The sequence below is a fragment of the Pseudomonas sp. DW-iso17 genome (assembly GCF_058725345.1).
The window spans coordinates 170,749-193,489 of record NZ_JBZXEA010000011.1 but is presented as its reverse complement, the minus strand read 5'-3'; the positions used below and the strand labels follow the sequence as shown (position 1 = coordinate 193,489).

The 22,741-nt window shown below is 60.5% G+C and carries 21 protein-coding genes and 1 riboswitch; of the genes, 8 read left to right on the top strand and 13 right to left on the bottom strand.

What is annotated here, in order from left to right:
• Positions 1-43 precede the first annotated feature (43 nt).
• From AC4PS6_RS08755 to ahcY, 4 genes are all read right to left on the bottom strand, one after another.
• Positions 44-847, bottom strand: a complete 804-nt coding sequence (locus AC4PS6_RS08755) for a substrate-binding periplasmic protein (RefSeq protein ID WP_492180773.1) — start codon at positions 845-847, stop codon at positions 44-46.
• Positions 848-910: 63 nt separating this feature from the next.
• Positions 911-1,993 carry a hypothetical protein gene (locus AC4PS6_RS08750; RefSeq protein ID WP_019817436.1) on the bottom strand — a complete coding sequence of 361 codons (1,083 nt, stop codon included), beginning with the start codon at positions 1,991-1,993 and terminating at the stop codon, positions 911-913.
• Positions 1,994-2,072: 79 nt separating this feature from the next.
• On the bottom strand, positions 2,073-2,918 hold the full coding sequence (gene metF, locus AC4PS6_RS08745) for a methylenetetrahydrofolate reductase [NAD(P)H] (protein ID WP_014720294.1): 846 nt from the start codon (positions 2,916-2,918) through the stop codon (positions 2,073-2,075).
• 178 nt (positions 2,919-3,096) lie between these two features.
• On the bottom strand, positions 3,097-4,506 hold the full coding sequence (gene ahcY / locus AC4PS6_RS08740; protein WP_003194990.1) for an adenosylhomocysteinase: 1,410 nt from the start codon (positions 4,504-4,506) through the stop codon (positions 3,097-3,099).
• A gap of 21 nt (positions 4,507-4,527) precedes the next feature.
• Positions 4,528-4,634: riboswitch (S-adenosyl-L-homocysteine riboswitch) on the bottom strand.
• 199 nt (positions 4,635-4,833) lie between these two features.
• On the opposite strand from ahcY, the gene AC4PS6_RS08735 reads away from it, so the two are divergent.
• The 3 genes from AC4PS6_RS08735 (at position 4,834) to AC4PS6_RS08725 (ending at position 8,220) form a co-directional block, all read left to right on the top strand.
• Positions 4,834-5,238: an acyl-CoA thioesterase gene (locus AC4PS6_RS08735; protein WP_003194988.1), complete on the top strand. Its 405-nt coding sequence runs from the start codon at positions 4,834-4,836 to the stop codon at positions 5,236-5,238.
• Between the two features lie 100 nt (positions 5,239-5,338).
• Entirely contained in the window at positions 5,339-7,258 is a 1,920-nt protein-coding gene (locus AC4PS6_RS08730) for a patatin-like phospholipase family protein (protein ID WP_020301864.1), read from the top strand.
• A 71-nt stretch (positions 7,259-7,329) separates the two neighbouring features.
• Positions 7,330-8,220: a formate/nitrite transporter family protein gene (locus tag AC4PS6_RS08725; protein ID WP_014720292.1), complete on the top strand. Its 891-nt coding sequence runs from the start codon at positions 7,330-7,332 to the stop codon at positions 8,218-8,220.
• Positions 8,221-8,239: 19 nt separating this feature from the next.
• Here AC4PS6_RS08725 and AC4PS6_RS08720 read toward each other — a convergent pair whose 3' ends face one another.
• Positions 8,240-9,529 carry a cation:dicarboxylate symporter family transporter gene (locus tag AC4PS6_RS08720; RefSeq protein ID WP_256204039.1) on the bottom strand — a complete coding sequence of 430 codons (1,290 nt, stop codon included), beginning with the start codon at positions 9,527-9,529 and terminating at the stop codon, positions 8,240-8,242.
• A gap of 34 nt (positions 9,530-9,563) precedes the next feature.
• Positions 9,564-9,977, bottom strand: coding sequence for a VOC family protein (locus tag AC4PS6_RS08715; protein ID WP_014720290.1), 414 nt, complete (start codon positions 9,975-9,977; stop codon positions 9,564-9,566).
• 92 nt (positions 9,978-10,069) lie between these two features.
• Between AC4PS6_RS08715 and AC4PS6_RS08710 the strand changes: the two genes are divergently transcribed.
• Complete coding sequence (locus AC4PS6_RS08710) at positions 10,070-10,945, top strand: LysR substrate-binding domain-containing protein (RefSeq protein ID WP_020301866.1); 876 nt, start codon at positions 10,070-10,072, stop codon at positions 10,943-10,945.
• Here AC4PS6_RS08710 and AC4PS6_RS08705 read toward each other — a convergent pair.
• Positions 10,929-12,164: a cation:proton antiporter gene (locus AC4PS6_RS08705; RefSeq protein WP_014720288.1), complete on the bottom strand. Its 1,236-nt coding sequence runs from the start codon at positions 12,162-12,164 to the stop codon at positions 10,929-10,931. The genes AC4PS6_RS08710 and AC4PS6_RS08705 overlap by 17 nt on opposite strands.
• A 103-nt stretch (positions 12,165-12,267) precedes the next feature.
• Between AC4PS6_RS08705 and AC4PS6_RS08700 the strand changes: the two genes are divergently transcribed.
• Positions 12,268-13,101 (top strand): EamA family transporter, encoded by an 834-nt coding sequence (locus tag AC4PS6_RS08700; RefSeq protein WP_058410806.1) that lies wholly within the window; start codon positions 12,268-12,270, stop codon positions 13,099-13,101.
• A gap of 29 nt (positions 13,102-13,130) precedes the next feature.
• Complete coding sequence (locus AC4PS6_RS08695) at positions 13,131-13,517, top strand: MAPEG family protein (RefSeq protein ID WP_014720286.1); 387 nt, start codon at positions 13,131-13,133, stop codon at positions 13,515-13,517.
• Positions 13,518-13,725: 208 nt separating this feature from the next.
• On the opposite strand, the gene mltA is transcribed toward AC4PS6_RS08695, so the two are convergent.
• Positions 13,726-14,919: a murein transglycosylase A gene (gene mltA, locus AC4PS6_RS08690; RefSeq protein WP_133633518.1), complete on the bottom strand. Its 1,194-nt coding sequence runs from the start codon at positions 14,917-14,919 to the stop codon at positions 13,726-13,728.
• A gap of 129 nt (positions 14,920-15,048) precedes the next feature.
• Between mltA and AC4PS6_RS08685 the strand changes: the two genes are divergently transcribed.
• The gene (locus AC4PS6_RS08685; RefSeq protein WP_032902296.1) at positions 15,049-15,498 is read left to right on the top strand and encodes a c-type cytochrome; all 450 of its coding nucleotides are present in this window, start codon (positions 15,049-15,051) and stop codon (positions 15,496-15,498) included.
• A gap of 6 nt (positions 15,499-15,504) precedes the next feature.
• Here the strand turns inward: AC4PS6_RS08685 and AC4PS6_RS08680 are convergent, their stop codons facing one another.
• The 5 genes from AC4PS6_RS08680 to AC4PS6_RS08660 all read right to left on the bottom strand — a co-directional run bounded on the left by AC4PS6_RS08680 (position 15,505) and on the right by AC4PS6_RS08660 (position 20,468).
• Positions 15,505-15,900 (bottom strand): DUF1090 domain-containing protein, encoded by a 396-nt coding sequence (locus tag AC4PS6_RS08680; RefSeq protein ID WP_014720283.1) that lies wholly within the window; start codon positions 15,898-15,900, stop codon positions 15,505-15,507.
• A gap of 38 nt (positions 15,901-15,938) precedes the next feature.
• Entirely contained in the window at positions 15,939-17,603 is a 1,665-nt protein-coding gene (gene ligB, locus AC4PS6_RS08675) for an NAD-dependent DNA ligase LigB (RefSeq protein ID WP_014720282.1), read from the bottom strand.
• A 96-nt stretch (positions 17,604-17,699) separates the two neighbouring features.
• A complete protein-coding gene (locus AC4PS6_RS08670) occupies positions 17,700-18,050 on the bottom strand; it encodes a DUF1090 family protein (protein WP_014720281.1) in 351 nt (116 codons plus the stop codon).
• A 212-nt stretch (positions 18,051-18,262) separates the two neighbouring features.
• A complete protein-coding gene (gene metK, locus AC4PS6_RS08665) occupies positions 18,263-19,453 on the bottom strand; it encodes a methionine adenosyltransferase (protein WP_003194964.1) in 1,191 nt (396 codons plus the stop codon).
• Positions 19,454-19,472: 19 nt separating this feature from the next.
• Positions 19,473-20,468 (bottom strand): ArsR/SmtB family transcription factor, encoded by a 996-nt coding sequence (locus AC4PS6_RS08660; protein ID WP_336826818.1) that lies wholly within the window; start codon positions 20,466-20,468, stop codon positions 19,473-19,475.
• A gap of 260 nt (positions 20,469-20,728) precedes the next feature.
• On the opposite strand from AC4PS6_RS08660, the gene tkt reads away from it, so the two are divergent.
• Positions 20,729-22,726 (top strand): transketolase, encoded by a 1,998-nt coding sequence (gene tkt / locus AC4PS6_RS08655; protein WP_019817446.1) that lies wholly within the window; start codon positions 20,729-20,731, stop codon positions 22,724-22,726.
• Positions 22,727-22,741 lie beyond the last annotated feature (15 nt).

The following is a 22,741-nucleotide window of genomic DNA, read 5'->3' as shown; positions in this document are numbered from 1 at the left end:
CCGGGCGTAAGCCTGGCGGAAAGGCCGCAGTATAACAGAGCAATCACCGCGCGCTGCTTTCCTGCTGCTCAACGGCGTGTTCGGGGGTTGGTATGGGGGCTGTTTGCTCGTGCATCCGCCCATATTTGGCGCTCAATGTGGCATAGGCGGGCTCTTGCTTGAAGCGCTTGAGCTCGGCGGCAAAGCGTTGCACCAGCAGGTCCATGCCTGCGCCACGGCGTACCGCAAGAAATTGCTGCTGGCGGCTGACCACCACCGATGCCTGGCTGACTTTACCTTCCAGGCCCAGGGCCTTGAGCACGTGGTGCCCCACGCGCCGGTCAGTCACCACCATATCGACGCGCCCCAGCATGAGTTTGCCAAAGTTGGCTTCATGGCTGGGGGCGGGTTCGCGCTGGAAGGTGTTGGCCTCACTGAACGCGTCGCCATAAAGGTAACCAGGTGAAACGCCAACCGTCAGGCCGCGCAGGTCGTCGAGCGTGGCGGCGGGGTGAGGGCGTTCGTTGGCATAGAACAAAACGAATTCGACTTCCGACAACGGCTCGCTGGGATAGAGCAGCAACGCGTCGCGCTCCTGGCTGTGAAAGATATCCAGCGCGCCGTCGGCGTGGCCCTGGTCGAGCATCGCCAGGCAGCGCTTCCAGGGCAGGAACTGCCATTGCACCTCCACCCCCAGGCGCTGGAACACGATCACTGTGGTTTCATAATCCAGGCCGGCCATGGTGCCGTTGTCTTCGTAGACATAGGGCGCCCAGGGTTCGGTGACAATGCGCAGTTTCTCGCCATGAGCGGCTAGGCTCAGGCAAGAAAAAAACACAGCGGTCAACAGCTTGAAGAGGACGGGCATAGCCTGAGGTTACGACGCTCCCCGAAGAAAGAGAAGCTCTGGCACGCGCATTGGCGGGCGGTCTTACTTCGCGGGAGCGTTCAGCAGGTGTTCGTGGATCGCGGCGCGGCGCTCGCCCAGAATCAGGCGCACCAGGGGGTTGGCAAACCAGTGTTCCAACTGGTGTGCATCAAGCGGGCGCTTCTGGCGTTCTTCCTGGTTTTGTCGGGCCTTGTCCCACCAGACCGGACCGCAGGCCTGGTCGAACTCGTTTTCGTGTTCGTAGCAGCCGTAAAGGATTTCGCGGATGAATTGTTGCTGGTGCTTGGGCAGCAGCAGGGTGATCAGCTTGTACATCAAGCGTTGCAAACGCGGCGGGCGCGGCAGGTGCGAGGAGACCTGACGCGTATCGGCCAGGGCCTGCGCACTGGTGGGGGCGCTCGCGTGCTTGGCGATCCACGCCTTGACCTTGGCCCGGAACAGCTGTTTGCGGCTCCAGTAATGGTGGATCAGGTCCGGGCACTCGCGCACCTTTACGGTACGGTAGGCGGCGATCGACAGGCAGAACTCTTCCAGGGTGTAGGCGCCTTGGGCATGGGGGAACAGTTCATCCATCAACTCGATGGAGCGGTCGAGGATGTGCGCATCCTGTTGGGTCAGGCCCATGACGCCGGAGTTGAGGGTCATCATGTCATCGTCGGCCACGCCCATGTCCAGCAGGCGCTGACGCAGGGCGGTGTAGAGGATGCTTTCGTGGTTGTCGCCGTACTTGGTGTAAAAGGCGTTGCACAGCAGGGTGCCGGGCTCTACGCGTTCGAACAGGGCCATGGGCGAATGATGGAAGAAGGTGTCAGTGTCGATCAGCAGCGCCACGGGGGATTCTTGCAGGACTTGGCGCAGCACCACGTGCTTGGTGCGAAAGTGATAACCGTGGGGCTCGCTCCAGCGTTTGCGGGTGGCTTCGTCCAGTGGGCGCACGCGCACCGGCAGCAAGCGATAGGGCTCGGGGTTGTCGCTGAATACCTGGATGTCGATGTTCGCATCCGGTGTGTCCTGCAGGAACGCCAGTGCGCTGGCGATGCTGAATACCGCTTCCTGATGGTAGGTGTCGGCGCCGAAGACCAGGTAAACCAGTTGCGGGCGGGACGTCGGGGGCACTGTATTCATGGACTGCGGGGTTCCGTGGGTAACGTAAAACGACAAAGGCCCTCGTCAGAACGAGGGCCTTGGTACAACCGGTCAAGCGTTAACGTGGCAGCTTGAGGTTGTTCCAGATGGCAAGGCTGGGTTCAGCCTGGTTCAGGGTATAGAAATGCAACCCTGGCGCACCACCTTGCAACAATTGCTCACACATCTCGGTGATAACCTGCTCGCCGAACGCCTGGATGCTTTTGACGTCATCGCCATAGGCTTCCAGTTGCTTGCGCACCCAGCGTGGGATCTCGGCGCCGCAGGCGTCGGAGAAGCGCGCCAACTTGCTGTAATTGGTGATCGGCATGATGCCCGGCACGATTGGGATGTTCACGCCCATCGCCCGTACTCGCTCGACAAAGTAGAAGTAGCTGTCGGCGTTGAAGAAATACTGGGTGATTGCGCTGTCGGCACCGGCATTGGCCTTGCGCACGAAATTCTGCAAATCGTCTTCGAAATTGCGCGCCTGGGGGTGCATCTCCGGGTAAGCGGCTACTTCGACATGGAAGTGATCGCCACTTTCTTCGCGGATGAAGCTCACCAGGTCGTTGGCGTAGCGCAGCTCACCGCTGGCCATGCCCATACCCGATGGCAGGTCGCCACGCAGGGCAACGATGCGCTTGATGCCGGCGGCTTTGTATTGGGTCAGCAGGCTACGCAGGTCGGCCTTGCTGTCGCCCACGCAGGACAGATGCGGAGCGGCGGGAACTTTGACTTCACTTTCCAGCTGCAACACGGTGTTGATCGTGCGATCACGGGTCGAACCGCCAGCGCCGTAGGTGCAGGAGAAGAAGTCAGGGTTGAAGCTGGCCAACTGCTTGGCAGTGGCCATCAGTTTTTCATGTCCAGCATCGGTCTTGGTCGGGAAGAACTCGAAGCTGTAGCGACGGTCTTGGGACATGGTAATACCCTTGGAAACTCGAAAGCCTGGAAGGCATACGCAATCGATGCGGGTGCCTGGCTTTCTGTGGGAGCTGGCTTGCCTGCGATAGCATCAGCTCGGTGTTACTAGAACACCGAGGCGTCTGCATCGCGGGCAAGCCCGGCTCCCACAGAAGAGCCGGCGCCAGCAAGGCCGATCAGTAGCGGTAAGCGTGCGGCTTGAACGGACCTTCAACCGTCACGCCGATGTAGTCGGCCTGGGTCTTGGTCAGTTGAGTCACGACGCCGCCGAAGCCGCGGACCATTTCCAGGGCCACTTCTTCGTCGAGTTTCTTGGGCAGTACTTCCACGGTCAGGCGCTCGGCTTTCTGGGCGGGCGACAGGTCGGCGTACTTCTGTTCGAACAGGAAGATCTGCGCCAGCACCTGGTTGGCGAACGAGCCATCCATGATGCGGCTTGGGTGACCAGTGGCGTTGCCCAGGTTCACCAGGCGGCCTTCGGCCAGCAGGATCAGGTAGTCGTCGTTCTGTGGGTCGAAATCACCAGCGCCGGTACGGTGAACCTTGTGTACCTGCGGCTTCACTTCTTCCCATGCCCAGTTCTTACGCATGAAAGCTGTGTCGATTTCATTGTCGAAGTGGCCGATGTTGCAGACAACGGCGCGCTTCTTCAGGGCCTTGAGCATGTTCGCATCGCACACATTCACGTTACCGGTGGTGGTGACGATCAGGTCGATCTTGCCCAGCAGGGCTGCGTCGATGCAGGCGGAGGTGCCGTCGTTCTGGCCGTTGATGAACGGCGAAACCACTTCGAAACCGTCCATGCAGGCTTGCATGGCGCAGATCGGGTCAACTTCGGAGACCTTGACGATCATGCCTTCCTGACGCAGGGACTGGGACGAACCCTTGCCCACGTCACCGTAGCCGATCACCAGGGCTTGCTTGCCCGACAGCAGGTGGTCGGTGCCGCGCTTGATCGCATCGTTCAGGCTGTGACGGCAGCCGTACTTGTTGTCGTTCTTGCTCTTGGTCACCGAGTCGTTGACGTTGATGGCCGGGATTTTCAGCTCGCCCTTGGCCAGCATGTCCAGCAGGCGGTGTACGCCGGTGGTGGTCTCTTCGGTCACGCCGTGGACGCGGTCGAGGATCTGCGGGTATTTCTTGTGCAGCAACTCGGTGAGGTCGCCGCCGTCGTCCAGGATCATGTTGGCATCCCAAGGCGCGCCATCTTTGAGGATGGTTTGCTCCAGGCACCACTCGTACTCTTCTTCAGTCTCGCCTTTCCAGGCGAATACGGGGATACCGGCAGCAGCGATAGCGGCAGCGGCCTGGTCCTGAGTCGAGAAGATGTTGCACGACGACCAACGCACTTCGGCACCCAGGGCAACCAGGGTTTCGATCAGCACGGCAGTCTGGATGGTCATGTGGATGCAGCCGAGAATCTTGGCGCCCTTGAGCGGCTGCTCAGCGGCGTACTTGCGACGCAGGCCCATCAGGGCCGGCATTTCGGATTCGGCGATAAAGGTTTCGCGACGGCCCCAGGCAGCGAGGGACATATCGGCGACTTTGTAGTCATTGAAATCAGCAGGCGTCATTACAGCGCTCATAGAGAGCCTCCATTCGTAGTGTGCGAATGGGCGCCGTTGTGCGTTTAGTATCAGGCCAAGGCAACCAGGCCGGACAACGCCCCATCCGAGCCTGACAGGTTTAACCTGCTGCAGCGCCCCTCGGACAGGTGGCGGGAGAACGGTATCAATCGAAGATGACCGTTTTGAAACGGAGGCGATTATAGCCGTGTATGTGGCACTTCCCAAGCCTTTCTGTCGGTGGCAATGAAGATCGCGCATGGGGTTGATAGGCAATGGCTCATAGAGCTTGGGCCTGGGCTCTGCCATGATGTTGCCCATCATTTCGCAAGACGCTTTGGAGTGACCATGAACTTCCACACCCGCAAATGGGTAAAACCCGAAGACCTCAACCCCAACGGCACTCTGTTCGGCGGTAGCTTGCTGCGCTGGATCGACGAAGAAGCGGCCATCTACGCGATTGTCCAGCTCGGCAACCAGCGCGTGGTCACCAAGTACATCTCGGAAATCAACTTTGTCAGCGCTTCACGCCAGGGCGACATCATCGAACTGGGCATCACTGCCACCGAGTTCGGCCGCACCTCCATCACCCTGACCTGTGAAGTGCGCAACAAGATCACGCGCAAAAGCATCCTGACCGTGGAAAAAATGGTCTTCGTCAACCTGGGCGAAGACGGTTTGCCGGCGCCCCACGGCCGTACCGAAATCAAGTACGTGAAGGACCAGTTCAAGGACGACAGTCTTCCCGAGTAACAACCCTGCGGCCTGATTTGCTTTACCAAATCATTCCGCGTGGATCTATCTGAGGCTCTCTCATCACTCAGGCCTACATCCTGTAGAGGGAGCCTTGTGTATGAAAGTCTCCAGTTCTGTTGTAGAGAATCACCCCCCATCGCCGCAAATCAGCGACCAGGGCGCCAAGGTGCCCTTGGTCAAAGGTGTGGGCGAGCGCAACCTGAGTATTTATCGTCACAGCGATGGGCGTGTGGAGGTGGTGGTGTCACCGCCGCCGCCCGCTCACCTGGTGCTCAGTGGTGGTGGCGCCAAGGGCATCGCCTTTCCAGGCATGGTGCAAGCGCTTGAAGAGGCCGACAAACTCAAAGGCGTAAAAGTGGTTTCCGGCTCATCTGCCGGTGCGATTTGCGCAGCACTGCTCGCCAGCGGCATGGATGCCAAGGCCTTTACGCAACTGTCGAATAACCTAGACCTGCCCCGCTTGCTCAACAGCAAAGACCCTGTCACGGCTTGGTTGCAGGAAGCCAGTTCCGAGCTCGGCAAGCTCGTCAGAAGTCTGCCCGGGCCGGTTGGAAATATCTCTCAACTGCTGCTGACGTTGCTGCCGCGCCTGCAAACCGAGGGGCAGCCGCTGGAGGACTTGATCCGCAACGAATCGCGTCAATCGATTCTCGCCCATATCGCCGGTATGCCCCCAGCCAACCGCCCCCCGGAAGTTACAGCAATTGCCGAACGGCTCAGCGCTGGTGGTGGGGCGACTTTTCGCGACTTGGAAGTGTTGAGCCGGCATATTCCGGCGATCAAGCAACTGAACATCACCGGCACGGGCATGTTCGATGGCCGCCCGCAGTTGGTGGTGTTCAATGCCAACCTGACACCGGATATGGATATCGGCCGCGCCGCGCTTATTTCGGGCGCCCTGCCTGGGCTGTTCAAGAGCCCCGCCGAGCAGGGTCACGGGTTCCAGGCGGCGTCGCAGGTCACGGCGTTTCAGGACGGCGGGTTGCTGCTCAATACCCCTGCGCCAGGTGTCATCGAGCGCTCGTTCCCGGAAAGCCCCCTGGGCAAGGACGAAGCGCTGATCGTCAAGTTCGAGTCTGACAAGGCATCAGCGCCGCCCGGGAGCGGTGGTTTTTTCAGCTTTCTGGCCGACACGTTCACCGGCACGCCACACACCGCCGCTGAAAGCTACCAGAATGACCGGCTCCAGGCGTTCTCTGAACAAACGGTCACGTTGCCGCTGAACTCGGACAAAGGCGACTTTCGCGGCCTGCTCGGTGGTACCGTCAACTTCACCATGACCCCCGAGCAGAAACAGCATTTGCAGGCCCAGGCTCGCCAGACGGTGTCAGGGCATCTGCAACAGCGTGAGCTGGAGCGTGAGCGTCATGAGTTCCCCTCGCTGAACGATGCCGTAATGGCGATGGATGATCAAATGCTCGCCAGCGTGCAAGTTGACCTGCAAAACGATGCGGCCGGCGCCGAGGCGTTGCGCTTTCGCAAAGACGCGCAGCAAGCGTTACAGGCGTTGGACACTGCGATTGCCGAGGCGAATCAAACCAGCACGTCGCTGGTGATCACGCCGAAATTAGCCTCGGCGCTGCGCAATCTGGATGCGCTCGCCCGTAGACCCGAGGATATCGAGTGGCTGGGCAAGCGCCTGAATGCGCCAGGCCAGCGTAATTTCCAGCAACTGCTGCAGGTGGGCACCAAGCAGGCGTCGAACAATGGCTCAGGCCTGTCCAAAGTGTTGACCAGCGCCGTCGCGGAAATGCAAAAACGCGATATCGGCGTGAAGGCAGAGAATTTTATCCGCGAAGTCATTTACCCCTCGCTATACCGTCCTGGCCAACCGGCTGCCAACGTTGAGTTATTGCAACGTGCGGTGCGGGATTTGGGCGAGGCGACGACGCCAGCGGAGTTCAACCGTGTGCTTGATGGCATCGTCAAACATTACCGAGCGCGCAATAAACCCTGGAGTAAACCCTTCAGCTCTACCACCGTGGAGCAGGCCAAGGCCTGGCGTATTCCGGTTTAGTTGCGGTGCCACTGAACAGCCATCGTCGCGGCGTGTCGTAGCTACAGGCACCCCTTGGACTCAGGTACATCATGGCCACTCAAGCAGACGGCAAGACCCCCAACCTGTCGCAGGAAGAGCAGCAAAACGTTGACGAGAACCAGCCGCCTCGCGCGGCTGTATTACACGAAATTATCCGCACCCAGGGCGATCAGGAGCTAGAGCGCAGTGTGGCAGCGTTGTGGTGGTCGGCGCTGGCCGCTGGCCTGACCATGGGCTTGTCGCTAATGGGCATGGGCCTGCTCAATTCACGCCTGCCGGACGGTGATGAATTCAAGGTCATTGCCAGCTTTGGCTATTGCGCAGGCTTTCTCGCGGTGATTCTTGCTCGTCAGCAGTTGTTTACCGAAAACACCCTGACCGCCGTGCTGCCGGTGATGAGCAAACCGACTCTGGCCAACGCCGGGCGCTTGTTACGGCTGTGGACGGTGGTGCTGGTGGGCAACCTGTGCGGCACCTTGCTGGTGGCCTACGTGATGCTGCACCTACCGATCTTCGATACCAAGACCGACCTGGCCTTCCTCGAGATCGGGCGCAAGGTCATGGAGAACGACCCCGCGCAGATGTTCGCCAAGGGCATCGTCTCCGGTTGGATGATCGCCACCATGGTCTGGATGATTCCGTCGATGGAGAGTGCCAAGCTGTGGATTATCATCCTGATCACCTACTTCATGGCACTGGGCGACTTCACCCATATCGTCGTCGGTTCAGCGGAAGTGTCCTACCTGGTGTTTGCCGGCGAGTTGCCGTGGAAGGATTTCTGGCTGGTCTTCGCCGGGCCGACCCTGGCCGGCAACATCATCGGGGGTAGCTTCATCTTTGCGTTGATCAGCCATGCGCAGGTTCGCAGCGAGGCGTCCATGCCTGCTGTTGCTCAATCACACACACAGGCGAAGCCCCGTCAGGATAAGGGCAAAGTCTGACAGTACCCTGGCTGACGCGTCAGGCCTTGAAGGGCACGCTGGGAGGTTCGCAGGCCAGCGTGCTGTCGGGTGCCTTGAGCTGACCTTCCCAGCGAGCAATTACCAGCGGGGCCAATGCGTTGCCCAGTACATTTAGGGCTGTGACGGGCATATCCATCAGACGATAGATGCCCGCGATGATTGCCACACCCTCCACGGGAAGCCCGGCCGCGGTCAACGTCGCGGTCAGGATGATAAACATGAAGCCTGGCACGCCCGCCGCGCCCTTTGATGTCAGCACCATGATCAAGACCAGCATGCCTTGATCCGCCAGGCTCAAGTCGATGCCATACGCTTGGGCGATGAACAGCGTGCCGAGTGCGGCAAACAGCGATGCACCATCCAGATTGAACGAGTACCCCAGTGGGATCACCATGCTGGTAATGGGCCGTGGCGCGCCATAGCGCTCCATCTTCTCGATCAGTTGAGGCATGACCGTCGCCGAGGCGGCACTGCTGAAGGCCAGCAGCAGTTCACTGCGTATTTCCCGCACCAGGTGAAAAAAGCCGACGCCGGCCAAGCGTGCCACTGCACCCAATACACACAGGGCAAATAAGAGCACCGCGACATAGGTCGTGCCGATCAGTTTGGCCAGCGGCAACAACGCACTGAGGCCAAAGCTGGCGACGGTGACCGCGATCAGGCCGAAAATACCTATCGGCGAGTAATGCATGACCAAGTGGGTGACTTTGAACATGGTGTCGGAGACGCCTTGCATCACACTGATCAAGGGCGCTTTGCGCTCCTCGGGCAACAACGATAAGGCACAACCGAACAGGATCGCGAAGAACAGCACCGACAGCAGTTTGCCCTGTGACATGGCCAGGACGATGTTATCCGGCACGATCGCCAGCAGTACCTGGCCCAGGTTCTGTGGGGTGCCACTGGAGGCCAGTCCCGTCGCCGGTGCCTGCAGCGTGCTGCCGAATTCGGCGCCCGAGCCGGGCTGCACCACATTGCCAACCAACAGCCCGAAGACGATGGCAATGCTGGTGATGGTGAAGAAGTACACGAAGGTCTTCAGGCCGACGCGACCCAGGGCAGACGGGTTGCCCATGCCGGCGATGCCGACGGTCATGCAGGCAAATACCAGGGGAACGACGATCATCTTCATCAGCTTGATAAACAGGTCGCCAGCCGGTTGCAGCAGATTGTCGATGAACCAGGTTTTTTGCTCGGGGAATTGATTGAGCAGGAGGCCGACGATTATCCCGGCAGCCAGGCCGATCATGATGCGAGTGATAAGACTGGTGGGTTTTCTAGTGGTCATGGGGGTGTCCCTTATTGTTGTGAGTGTCAGGGATTTACGGGGCGAACAACCCTTCGAAGTGCTTGAACCCTTTCACTTCGATGGGGTTGCCGCTGGGGTCGAGAAAAAACATCGTGCGCTGCTCGCCCGGTTCGCCAGCAAAGCGGGTCACGGGTGGAATCTCGAAGCGCGTGCCCAGGCGGGTGAGGCGCTCGGCAAGCGTCAGCCACTCATCAAGTGGCAGCACCACGCCCAGGTGTGGCATCAGTACCTGGTGCTCACCGACCAGGCCGGTGCGTGTGGTTGGGAAGGGCGTACCGAGGTGCAGTGAAAGTTGATTGCCGAAAAAGTCGAAGTCGATCCAGGTCTCGCTGCACCGGCCCTCGGTGCAACCCAAAACATCTCGATAAAAAATGCGCGCCTCGTCTAAGTCATAAACATGGTATGCAGCGTGAAAGGGTCTGTTCATGGCTGGTTCTCCAGATGGGGAACTGTCAGGTTAAACAGGCGATGCCGCCAAGGTAAAACGGGTTTGCCTTGGTCTGAGCGAAAGGAAAACTTATGGATGTTCGATTCCTGAGGAGCCTGGTCGCTGTCATTGAAACCGGGTCGATAGCCGCCGCTGCGCGCCGTGAAAATCGTAGTGCTGCGGCGATCAGCCTGCGGGTCAAGGCGCTTGAGCGCACGCTGGGTTGTACGCTGCTCACGCGCACGGCACATGCCGCTTGGCCTTCGGATCAATGCTTGCTGCTCTTGCCCAGAATCCAGGCAGTTATTGAACAGGCGCGCCAGCTGCAGGAGCATCTGAGCCAGGACGAGTTATCGGGGGAAATTAAAATCGGGGCCATTTCCACGGCGCTGACCGGCGTCTTGCCGGGGGTGATCGAGCGTCTGACAATGTCAGCACCCAAGCTGAGGCTGAAGATCACACCCGGCGACTCCAGAAGCCTTTATGAGAAGTTACTCAACCAGGAGTTGGATGCGGCGATACTGGTACGGCCGCCGTTTCAACCGCCCAAAGCCTTGTCGATGGCCTTGCTGCGTGCCGAACCCTTGATTCTGGTTGCGCCCGCCCAGTGGGGTGCGCAGGCGCTGGCTGCCTTGTTACGTGAACGCCCATTCATCCGCTATGACGCACGCTCCTGGGGCGGTCAGATTGCCCAGCGCTTTCTGGATGAACAGTCCTTCGACCCAGAGGTGCTATGTGAGCTGGATGCGCTGGAAACTATCCTGATGCTGGTCGCCCAAGGGATGGGGGTTTCGCTGGTGCCGCAGTGGGCGGGCATGCCCTCCAACGGCATCAGTGTGTTACCGGCCGGCAACCCGCAGTGCTATGCGCGCGAGCTGGTAGTCATGTACGGCTCGACACCGCGCCGTCCACTGGCGATGCGGCACCTACTTGAAGTGTTGCGCGGCGCGGTTACTGCGGCCCAGTAACGCGGCTGACAACGCGACCGATCGTCAACCCCTGCAACAGGATCGAAGACAGCACCACGATATAGGTGATGCTCAGCAACAAGTCACGTTCAGGGCCCAGGGGCAGGGCCAGGGCCAATGCCACCGAGACGCCGCCGCGCAGGCCGCCCCAGGTGAGGATGCGGATAGTGCCGCGTGGTACCGAGCGCCAACGGCGCAGCAACAGGATCGCCGGGGCCACGGTCAGCAGGCGCGAGAGCAGGATCGCCACCGCCAGCAGGCTGGCCGCGAACACGTGCAGCCAGTTGAATGGCAATAGCAGCAGCTCCATGCCGATCAGTGCAAACAGCAGCGCGTTGAGCATGTCATCGAGCAATTCCCAGAAACCGTCCAGGTAGCGACGCGTCATGTCGTTCATCGCCAGCTTGCGTCCCAGGTTACCGATGATCAGCCCCGCGACCACCATGGCAATCGGTGCGGACACATGCAGCTCCGAAGCCATGGCCGAGCCGCCGATCACCAGGGCGAGGGTCAGCATGACTTCGATCTGGTGCTGTTCGATGCTCTTGATCATCAGGTACACGAGGTAGCCGATCAGCCCGCCAAACAGCACGCCGCCAATGGCTTCGTGGGCAAACAGCATGGCCGTGGCGCCCACGGTGGGTGTTTCACCCAACTGCGCGATGCCCAGCAGCACGGTAAACACCACCACGGCGGTGCCGTCATTGAACAGCGACTCGCCGACGATGGTGGTTTTCAGCGGTTTGGAGGCATTGGCGGTCCGCAGCACGCCGAGCACCGCAATGGGGTCGGTGGGGGAAATCAGCGCGCCGAACAGCAAGCAGTAAAGGAAGCTCACGTGCCAGCCAAACAGGGCGAAGATGTAGTACGCCAGACTGCCGATCACCACGGTGGCGATCAACACGCCAAAGGTTGCCAGCAGGCCGATGGGCCAGCGGTAGCTGCGCAAGTCGTTCAAGTTGACGTGCAAGGCGCCGGCGAACAGCAGGAACGACAGCATCCAGTTCATCAGCAAATCGCCGAAGTCGATCTGGCCGATCAGCTGTTGGACGCGTTCCTCTAAGCCTGGGTAGCCGAGCACGCTCAGGCCTTGCAGGATCAGCGAGAACAGCAGTGCGGTGACCATCACGCCGATGGTGGGCGGCAGGCCGATAAAACGGAAGTTCACATAAGTGAGCAGGGTGGTGAGGCAGATGAAAGCGGCGACAAGTTCAAGCATCCGGGGTCCTTGGAGCAGGGAAATATAGGCGCACGGGGTGCGTCGAATCGGGGTTTAGTATAAACAGGTGCTGTTACATGACGTATCAATTAAGGAGGTTCTGGTGGTAGCGACAGCCCTGGTGCTGGTAGCGGCGCTGTTGCATGCGACGTGGAACACCTTGATCAAGTTCAGTGGCGAGCGCCTTTTAGTCATCGCTTGCATGGACAGTGTGGCGCTGCTGTTCGTGGTATTGGCGGTGGGGTTCGTGTCTTTGCCGCCGCTGGAACTCTGGCCGTGGCTCGTTGCCTCGGCGCTGTTTGAATTGCTCTATCGCTATTTGTTGATCCAGGCCTATCGGGTGGGTGACTTGGGCCTGGTATATCCGTTGATGCGCGGTTTGTCGCCGCTGGTGGTGCTGGTGCTGACCCTGGTGTTTGCCGGCGAAGTGCTGAGTAACCAGCAAATCCTGGGGATTCTGCTGATCCCGTTCGGTATGGTGTGCCTGTTGTGGCAGGGCGGCGGCGGTGACCGGTTGCCCTGGTCGATGCTACCCGTGGTGTTGCTGATCGGCCTGTGCATTGGCTGTTACACCTTTTTGGACGGGCAGGCGTTGCGGCGCTGGTCGCACCCGCTGGATTACCTGGTGTGGTTGACGCTGATCAGCGCCTGGCCGTATCCGCTACTGGCGCTGGTGCGCAAGCGTGCAGCCTTCAGCCTGTTCTGGCGCACCCAGTGGCGGTTGGGGTTGAGCGTGGGGTTATGCGTGTTGTTGAGCTACGCTTTGGTACTTTGGGCCATGCAGTTGGGCTCGATTGCCGAAGCCGCCGCGCTGCGCGAAGTCAGTGTGATTCTGGTGGTGCTGTTCGGTATGCGTTACTTGAAAGAACCTTTTGGCCGTCCACGGCTCATAGCCTGTGGGTTGGTGTTGATTGGCATGTTGGTGATGAAACTCTAACCGTCGGATAAAACTAAAAGGAATCGGTGATGACAGTCGCTTTATGGTGTGTATTGATCGCAATCTTTCTGCCGTACATCTGCACCGGTGTGGCCAAGTTCAGTACAGGCAAGTTCGGGCCACGGGATAACCACGACCCGCGTGCCTTCCTCGAGAGCCTGGAAGGCGTCGCCAAGCGTGCTCATAGCGCGCAACTCAACAGTTTCGAAGTGACCCCGGCGTTTGCCGCCGCAGTCATCATTGCGCACCTGGCCGGCAACGCCGAACTGGTGACGATCAACGTGCTGGCAGTGCTGTTTATCACCAGCCGCCTGCTGTACATCATTTGCTACCTGGCGGACTGGGCGATCTTGCGTTCGCTGGTGTGGGCCGTGGGTATGGCGTTGATTGCGAGTTTCTTCTTCGTCTCGATCTGAGGGATGACGCCGTCGCTATGCGGGAGGGAGCAAGCCCTGCTGTTGATCAATTAAATGTGGGAGCTGGCTTGCCTGCGAAAGCGGTCGTGCCGTAACAGATGCACTGACTGACACACCGCCTTCGCGGGCAAGCCCGCTCCCACAGGGGATTTGCGATAACTGGCTGGGATCAGGGCAAGCCCCCACCCACATTGACTATCAGAGGTTGTCAGGTGCCGGCAGGCGCATCCGGCACCTGTGGCAACGCCGCGCCTTTGGGCCACAGCATCCAGATCTGCCCTTGCTGTTTCATGTTTCCCGCCAACTCGCCTGCGGCATTGCCTGTGCCCCAGAACAGATCTGCGCGCACTTCGCCGGTGATTGCGCCGCCGGTGTCCTGCGCGGCGACCGGGCGTGCCAGTGGCGTGCCGTCCGGCTTGGTGGTCGACAACCACAACAGGCTGCCCAGCGGAATCACCTTGCGATCCACCGCCACGCTGTAGCCGGCGGTCAATGGCACGTTCAGCGAACCGCGCGGGCCTTCGTTACTGTCGGGGCGGGCGCTGAAGAATACGTAGCTGGGGTTGCTCGCCAACAGTTCTGGAATGCGCTGCGGGTGGGCCTTGGCCCAGGCGCTGATGGCGGCCATGGTCACGTCTTCTTTTTTCAGTTCGCCTTGTTCCACCAGCCAACGGCCTATGGGGCGGTACGGGTAGCCGTTCTGGTCGCCGTAACCCACACGCAGTTGGCGCCCACCGGCCAGTTGAATACGCCCCGAGCCCTGGATCTGCAGAAATTGCAGGTCCATCGGGTCGGTCAGCCAGGCGATCGGCTTGGCGGTGGAGCCTTGGCTGTTGAGGGTGCTGGCGTCGTCATACGGCTTGAGCACACGACCTTCCAGGCGCCCGCGCAGGCGCTTGCCCTTGAGTTCCGGGTAGATGCTGTCGAGGTTGACGATGATCAGGTCGTCCGGCACGCCGTATACCGGCACGTGGGCGGTGGCGGTCTTGGTCAGGCTGCCGGGGTAGACCGGCTCGTAATAACCTGTGATCAAGCCGTTTGGCGTGTTGTCCGCCGAACGCAGGCCGAAGACATCCAGGTGTTCCTTGAGAAAGCCACGAACCGCCACGGCATCGCCCGGAACGCTGGTCGCTGCCGCGCAGGTCGGGCCCCAGATCGGGTCGGCCTTGAGGCGCTGGCAGGCGCTGCGCCAGGATTCGAAGCCGGCGAGCAAGTCGCTGTCGGAAACGCTCGGCAAGGCTTCCCACGGTGCGCTCACGTAGGTGGCAACGGCGTGAGGTTTGGTGGGTTCCTGGGCAGCTTCTTTGCCGGCGTCTTTACCGGCATCGCAGCCGGCCAGTAGCGCGAACATTGGCAGAGCCCACGCCAGGCGCCGGCCCCAGGGTTTGAAGGTGACATTCATGCAAGCAATTCCTGAAACGATTGCCCGTGCTTCACTGCATTCGGGCAACCCTTATTATTAATAGGGCTATTGGTCTTTGCGGGCGGTGCGAGGATACTGGCCGCCGTTTCCCGTGACCTTGAAGCCATGATGATGTTAAAAAAATTGACCGTTGTATTGCTGGCCTGCCTGGTAGTGTCTGCCTGTGGCGGTGTTGATCCCAATTCCCCCCTGGGCCAGCGCAAGGCGATCTTCAAGCAGATGCTCAAGACTGGTGAAGACCTGGGCGGGATGCTGCGCGGGCGTATCCCATTTGACGGCGCCAAGTTCGCCGAGGGTGCGGTCAAACTGGATGCGTTGTCCCATGAGCCGTGGAAGCATTTCCCGAGCGTGCGCGAAGAAGACCACACCAGTGCCAAAGATGATGTGTGGCAAAAACAGGCGCAGTTCCAACAATTGGCCCGCGATCTTGAGGCGGCCACCGGTGAATTGGTGATCGCCAGCCAAGTGCAGCCCTACAAGGCCAGCAGCCTGCAACCTGCGGTGCAAAAAGTTGAAGATGCCTGCAGCGCCTGCCATAAACAGTTCCGCGATCATTGACCGGTTTTACTGATCAAGTTCTTCCACCGCGTCTTGCAGCTCTTTGCGCGAGTCGGCCAGCTTCTCCTTACGTTTGTTGATCTTGTCCGGGTCGCCTTTTTTCATAGCCTTGTCGAGGTCGGCCTGACGGCGGCTGACTTCGTGCTTGGCGTCGAGCACCTTGTTTTCACGTTCTTTCTTCAAGCCGGCATCGGTGCAGTGGGTAGTGACTTCGTCCAAGGCTTTTTCCAGACCGGCCTGCTGGGCGCGGTTACCGTGGGCCTTGGCCTGTTCGATCTGGCTGCTGATGGCCTGGCGCTTGGCGGCGCAGCCGGTGAGGGGTTGTACGTCTTCGGCGGCCAACAGTGGCGTGGCCATGAAGCTTGCGACGGTCAGCAAGGCAAAGGGGGCGAGAAATTTCATATAAAGCTCCAAGTTCGCAATCAGGTGGCCGGGGGTGTTCAAAACCCATCTATCCCGGCTACGCGTAATGTTTCAGCCAAGGCTTGTACCTGCGGGTCGCGAAAAAAAGCGCTGAGTTGCGCCGCGCGTCCCGGGCCAATGCCGTCTGAGGCCAGCCAGGCTTGGGGGTCTTTGGCGACCAGCGTCTGCCAGTTACCTTCCAGGTTGTTGCGCGCCGCTGGCGGTATGCCCAAGGCGCGGAGCCATTGTAAAAAAGGGCGTTGCCGGGCGCTTTGAATACTGTCGAGCACCCGCGCACGGGTCCGCTCGCCTAAGCCCTCAATGGTAGCAAGCTCGGCCGCATCCAGGGTCAACCAATCGAGAAAGCCTGCGATTAGACCGGCCTGAATCAATACGTTCCAGGTTTCACGGCCCATATGGGGTAAGGCCAGGCCGTGTTTGCCGCTCAGCCAGGTGAGGCGGGCGAGCAACTGATCTTCGCAGCCGGGGTCCAGTTGCCAGCAGCTCAAAGCGTGGAAGTCTTGAGGGTCGGGTACCTGCAGGTCCACGCGCGTCTCGTTGCGCAGGATCACCTCGTCCAGTCGCGGTATCACCTGGCCCGCCAGGCTGATCGACACATGATCGCCGGGGCGGATATCCAGGGCTTGCCAGCGTTTCAGGGAACTGGCACTGACCCGGCTGATCTGCCGATCATCCAGCCGCACGGGTTCCAGTTCGAGGATTGGAGTAATGCGCCCGGTGCGCCCCACCCTGAAGTGGACATTGCGTACCAGGGCCAGGGCCTTGATGGCAGGGTACTTCCAGGCAACCGACCAATACGGCGCACTGGCTTGCCAGCGCTCGGCGGGCGCTCGCGCAGCCTGGTGCAGCACCACGCCATCGCTGGCGAAAGGCAATGCCGCGTTGTACCAGTGCGTGCGCCAATGCGCAGCTTCGCTAATGGAAGCGACGGGTTGGCTGTACTGCTGGCTGTCGCTAAACCCCCAGCGCGCCAGGGTGGCCAGGCGTTCGGTGAAGTCCTTCGGGCCGTCGGGCCATGCCCAGACGAACAGGCCGATCCCTGCCGCCTCGGCGTCGCTCAATTGGCGACGGTTCATCAGGCCAGCCACTTTACTGCGTGCATTGAGCCCGCCCTTGAGCGCTTGCACATGGTGATTGAGGCGCCAATAGAGTTCGCCTTGCAGCACCACGTCAACGGCGTCGGGCAACTGTTGGACAATGCCGGGGATCTTGGCGGCGGAGGCTGACCAGTCGTGCCCCAGCAGGCCGTCGCCCCGACTGATGAGCTGGTGCAAGCGGCCTTGGCGATACACCAGGGTCACCGCGACGCCATCGACCTTGGGTTGGACCCATACATCCTGGCGTGTGCTAAGCCAGTCACTGACGGCAGGCTCGCCCGGCAGCTTTTGCAGACCGGTGTGCGCGACCGGGTGACGTAGGGTGCCGCGCGCACTGGCTAGCGGGTTATCAGCCTTGGGGGGCTGCTGGCGGGCGCATTCTTGCCAATGCGCGAGGCGCTTGCGGGCCTGGTCGTAGAGTTCATCGCTGATCAGGGATTGGCCCTGCCGATGGTAGCTGTCGTCCCACTGCTGGATTTGCCTGGACAGGGTTTCCAACTGCAAGTGAACGTTATCCGGACAGGCTTCGGCCCAGGCCCAGGCTGGCAGGGCGCTTATGAGAGCAGCCAGTAATACGTGCATCATGAGCATCCTTGCTCGAAAGGGGGCGCCCAGCCTAAGTGATCCACGCGCCCACAAAAAAGCCCCGACCGAGCGGGGCTTTTTACCGGGTATTTCTGTTTACTTGAACAGGCCGCCCAAGGCCTTCACAGCGTCGTTGTTTTCAGCCTTGGCCTGCTGTTTTTGCTGCTTGGCGTCGACTTTTGCCTGGCTGTCGGCGAGTTTGTTGCAAGCTTTGTTGACCTGCTCCAGCGCAGCCTCATATGCCCGCACTTTCAACAGATCGTTCTTGGCATTGGCCGCGTCGATCTTGGCTTGCAGGTCTTTGGGTTGCTGCTGGCAGTCGCCGGCGTTGCCGCCACCGAGCTGGGCACTCAGGGCGCCGCTCAGCGCGTTCAGGTCAGCGGCCTGGGCCGACAGGGTGAACAGGCTTAGCAGAAGGGCGGCAGGGGCGAGCGTGGAAATGCGCATGAAAACCTCAATGTTCGATTGCCTGCGCGCTTATCCATCCCGGGCGGGCGCAGTGCAATATCCAAATAAGGTGAAGGGCCCGAGAGGGCGCGGATTCTAGTGGGCCATCATTTTGCCTGCAAGCCTTGGATCCAAAAAAGCCCGAAGAGGCCCTGCAGGCAACAAAAAGCCCCGCCAGGCAGACCTGGCGGGGCTCTATTTACCGCGAACGATTACAGGCCGGCGGCGGTACGCAGGTCGTTGGCGCGGTCGGTTTTTTCCCAGGTGAAGGTACTGAAGGTGTCATCACCCACAGTCTTCTGCGCCGGGGTGCGGCCGAAGTGGCCGTAGGCTGCGGTTTCCTGGTACATCGGGTGCAGCAGGTCGAGCATGGTGGTGATCGCGTAAGGGCGCAGGTCGAAGATCTCACGCACCAGCTTGACGATCTTGTCATCGCTGATCTTGCCGGTGCCGAAGGTGTTCAGCGAGATCGAAGTAGGCTGGGCGACGCCAATGGCGTAGGAAACCTGGATTTCGCAGCGCTCGGCCAGGCCGGCAGCCACGATGTTCTTGGCCACATAACGACCGGCGTAAGCGGCAGAGCGGTCAACCTTGGACGGGTCCTTGCCGGAGAATGCACCACCGCCGTGACGGGCCATGCCGCCGTAGCTGTCGACGATGATCTTGCGGCCGGTCAGGCCGCAGTCGCCCACGGGGCCACCGATGATGAACTGGCCGGTCGGGTTGATGTGGAACTGGGTGTCCTTGGTCAGCAGCTCGGCAGGCAACACGTGCTTGACGATCAGCTCCATCACGCCTTCACGCAGGTCGGCGTAGGACACGTCCGGGTTGTGCTGGGTCGACAGTACGACGGCGTCGATGCCCACCACTTTGCCGCCTTCGTAGCGGCAGGTCACCTGGGACTTGGCGTCAGGGCGCAGCCATGGCAGTACGCCGGATTTACGCGCCTCGGCCTGGCGTTGTACCAGCTGGTGCGAGAAGGTGATCGGCGCGGGCATCAGTACGTCGGTTTCGTTGCTGGCGTAGCCGAACATCAGGCCCTGGTCGCCGGCGCCCTGGTCTTCAGGCTTGGCCCGGTCAACGCCCTGGTTGATGTCCGGGGACTGCTTGCCGATGATGTTCATCACACCGCAGGTTGCGCCGTCAAAGCCGACGTCGGAGCTGTTGTAGCCAATGTCGGTGATCACGTCACGCACGATCTGCTCCAGGTCGACCCAGGCAGTGGTGGTAACTTCGCCGGCGATGATCGCCACGCCCGTTTTCACCAGCGTCTCGCACGCCACACGGGCGAACTTGTCTTCAGCGATGATAGCGTCCAGCACCGCATCAGAAATCTGGTCGGCGATTTTGTCCGGATGCCCTTCAGACACGGACTCGGAGGTGAAAAGGGAGTATTCGCTCATCTCGATGTTTTCCTGATATTTACCGATGGTGAGTGTCGCCAGCCGGTCGCTGAAAATGGCGGACCTGAATCTGGAAACCATTACGTAAACCTACATAGAGGCTTTCCCCGGGAGCGAGTCCCGCAGCGGTGGCCCAACGGGCCAGATCGTCCTGTTCAAAACCTAGCCAGAGATCACCGCAGGCCTCCTTGGCCCAATTCTGGTTGTGGCTGCATAAATCCGTAACCAGCAGGCTACCGCCGGGGTGCAGCAACCCGGCCATTTGCTTGAGAGCTTCTGCCGGGGCGGCGAAATGGTGCAAGACCATGTTCAGCACCACGCAATCGGCTCGCAGGCCGGTGTCACTCAGGGCGTCGGCCAACTGCAGGCGCACATTGCCCAAGGCTTCGCGCTCACAGAGTTGGCGCGCCAGTTCAAGCATCGCCGGGCTGTTATCCAGCGCGGTGACCTGCTCGAAGCGACGCGCCAGTTCGGGCAGGAAACCGCCGTCGCCAGGGCCGACTTCCAAGGCCGTGGCCTCTTCACTGAAGCTCAGCTTGTCCAGCAGCGCCAGTACACTTTCGCGGTACTGGGCCAAGCCGGCGATCAGATCCTGCTGGGCGCGAAACTTGTCGGCCACCCGTGAGAAAAAATCCTGGCTGGCGGCGGCGCGTTGTCCGTGCACCTGGCCGATGCGCGATTGCACATCGCCGGGCAGGCACAAGTTATCCACTTCGTCGAGCAGGGCAGCGTGCAATTTGCCGCCAAGCAGTTCGGTATGGGGCAGGGCACGCCGGTAGAAAATCGCATTGCCTTCGCGACGGGTAGCCACCAGGTCAGCCTGGGCCAGCACCTTCAAATGGTGGCTCATGCCGGACTGGCCGATGGCGAAGATCTGCGCCAGCTCCAGTACCCCGAAAGAATCGTTGGCCAGTGCACGCAGTACGTTCAAGCGCAACGGATCGCCAGCGGCCTTGCACAAGGCAGCCAGTTCATCGCCGTCATCAGGACGCAGGGAGGGCACGGGTAGGTTCATAAGGCCAGCAGTCTAGTGACGGGTGTAGATCCCCGCAAGGCCAATATCAAAAAGTTTTGATATTGATCGATAAGTGGCGGTTATAAGCCGTCGCTATAACCTTTAGACGAACCGGTTAAAGGTTTCTGCAAGGGATTGGTGCCCAAAGCACAGGAAAAACGCCCACAAGTAACTATCTGTCATTGCCCGCAGGCGGTGGCTGAGGGAAAATGCCGGTCCTTTTTTCCGTTTCTTTATAAGCAAACTCCAGGAGATCAGCGATGCCCAGCCGTCGTGAGCGTGCCAACGCCATTCGTGCCCTCAGCATGGATGCCGTGCAAAAAGCCAACAGCGGCCATCCCGGTGCCCCGATGGGCATGGCGGATATCGCCGAGGTACTTTGGCGTGACTACCTGAAACACAACCCGAGCAACCCGTCGTTCGCCGACCGTGACCGCTTTGTGCTGTCCAACGGCCACGGCTCGATGCTGATTTATTCGCTGCTGCACCTGACCGGCTACGACGTCACCATTGACGACCTCAAGAGCTTCCGTCAGCTGCACAGCCGTACCCCGGGCCACCCGGAGTTCGGCTACACCCCAGGCGTGGAAACCACCACCGGTCCCCTGGGCCAAGGCCTGGCCAATGCGGTTGGTTTCGCCCTGGCGGAAAAAGTCCTGGGCGCGCAGTTCAACCGCCCTGGCCACGACATCGTTGACCACCACACCTACGTATTCCTGGGTGATGGCTGCATGATGGAAGGCATTTCCCACGAAGTCGCCTCCCTGGCCGGCACCCTGGGCCTGGGCAAGCTGATCGCCTTCTACGATGACAACGGCATCTCCATCGACGGCGAAGTCGAAGGCTGGTTCACTGACGACACGCCTAAGCGTTTCGAAGCCTACAACTGGCAGGTGATCCGCAATGTCGACGGCCACGATCCGGAAGAGATCAAGACCGCCATCGACACCGCTCGCAAGAGCGCGCAGCCAACCCTGATCTGCTGCAAGACCACCATCGGTTTCGGCTCGCCGAACAAGCAGGGTAAAGAAGACTGCCACGGCGCCCCACTGGGTGACGCGGAAATCGCCCTGACCCGCGAAGCACTGAAGTGGAACCACGGCCCGTTCGAAATCCCGGCCGATATCTACGCCGAATGGGATGCCAAGGAAAAAGGCCTGGCGGCTGAATCCGAGTGGGACCAGCGTTTCGCTGCGTACTCCGCCGAATTCCCGGAATTGGCCAACGAGCTGGTACGCCGCCTGGCCGGTGACCTGCCTGCCGACTTCTCGGAAAAGGCCTCGGCCTACATCGCTGAAGTCGCGGCCAAGGGCGAGACCATCGCCAGCCGTAAAGCCAGCCAGAACACCCTGAACGCCTTTGGCCCGTTGCTGCCTGAGTTCCTCGGCGGTTCGGCTGACCTGGCCGGTTCCAACTTGACCCTGTGGAAGGGGTGCAAAGGTGTCTCTGCCGAAGACGCCAGCGGCAACTACATGTACTACGGCGTGCGCGAGTTCGGCATGAGCGCCATCATGAACGGCGTGTCCCTGCACGGTGGCCTGGTGCCTTACGGCGCGACCTTCCTGATGTTCATGGAATACGCACGTAACGCCGTACGTATGGCGGCGCTGATGAAGAAGCGCGTGATCCACGTCTACACCCACGACTCCATCGGCCTGGGCGAAGACGGCCCGACGCACCAGCCGGTCGAGCAACTGACCAGCCTGCGTACCACGCCGAACCTCGATTGCTGGCGCCCAGCCGACGCGGTGGAATCCGCTGTGGCCTGGAAGCACGCCATCGAGCGCAAGGACGGCCCTTCGGCGCTGATCTTCTCGCGTCAGAACCTGCAACACCAGGTGCGTACCGACGCGCAGATCGCCGACATCAGCCGTGGCGGTTATGTGCTCAAGGACTGCATCGGCGAGCCGGAGCTGATCCTGATCTCCACCGGTTCCGAAGTGGGCCTGACCGTTCAGGCGTACGACAAGCTGACCGAGCAAGGCCGCAACGTGCGCGTTGTGTCCATGCCCTGCACCAGCGTGTTCGAAGCCCAGGACGCCGGTTACAAGCAATCGGTATTGCCGTTGCAGGTCAGTGCGCGTATCGCCATCGAAGCGGCTCACGCTGACTACTGGTACAAATACGTGGGCCTGGAAGGCCGCGTGATCGGCATGACCACCTACGGTGAGTCGGCACCGGCGCCAGCCTTGTTCGAAGAGTTCGGTTTCACCCTGGAAAACATCCTGGGTCAGGCTGAAGAGTTGCTGGAAGACTAAGTCAGTCTGCGTTGT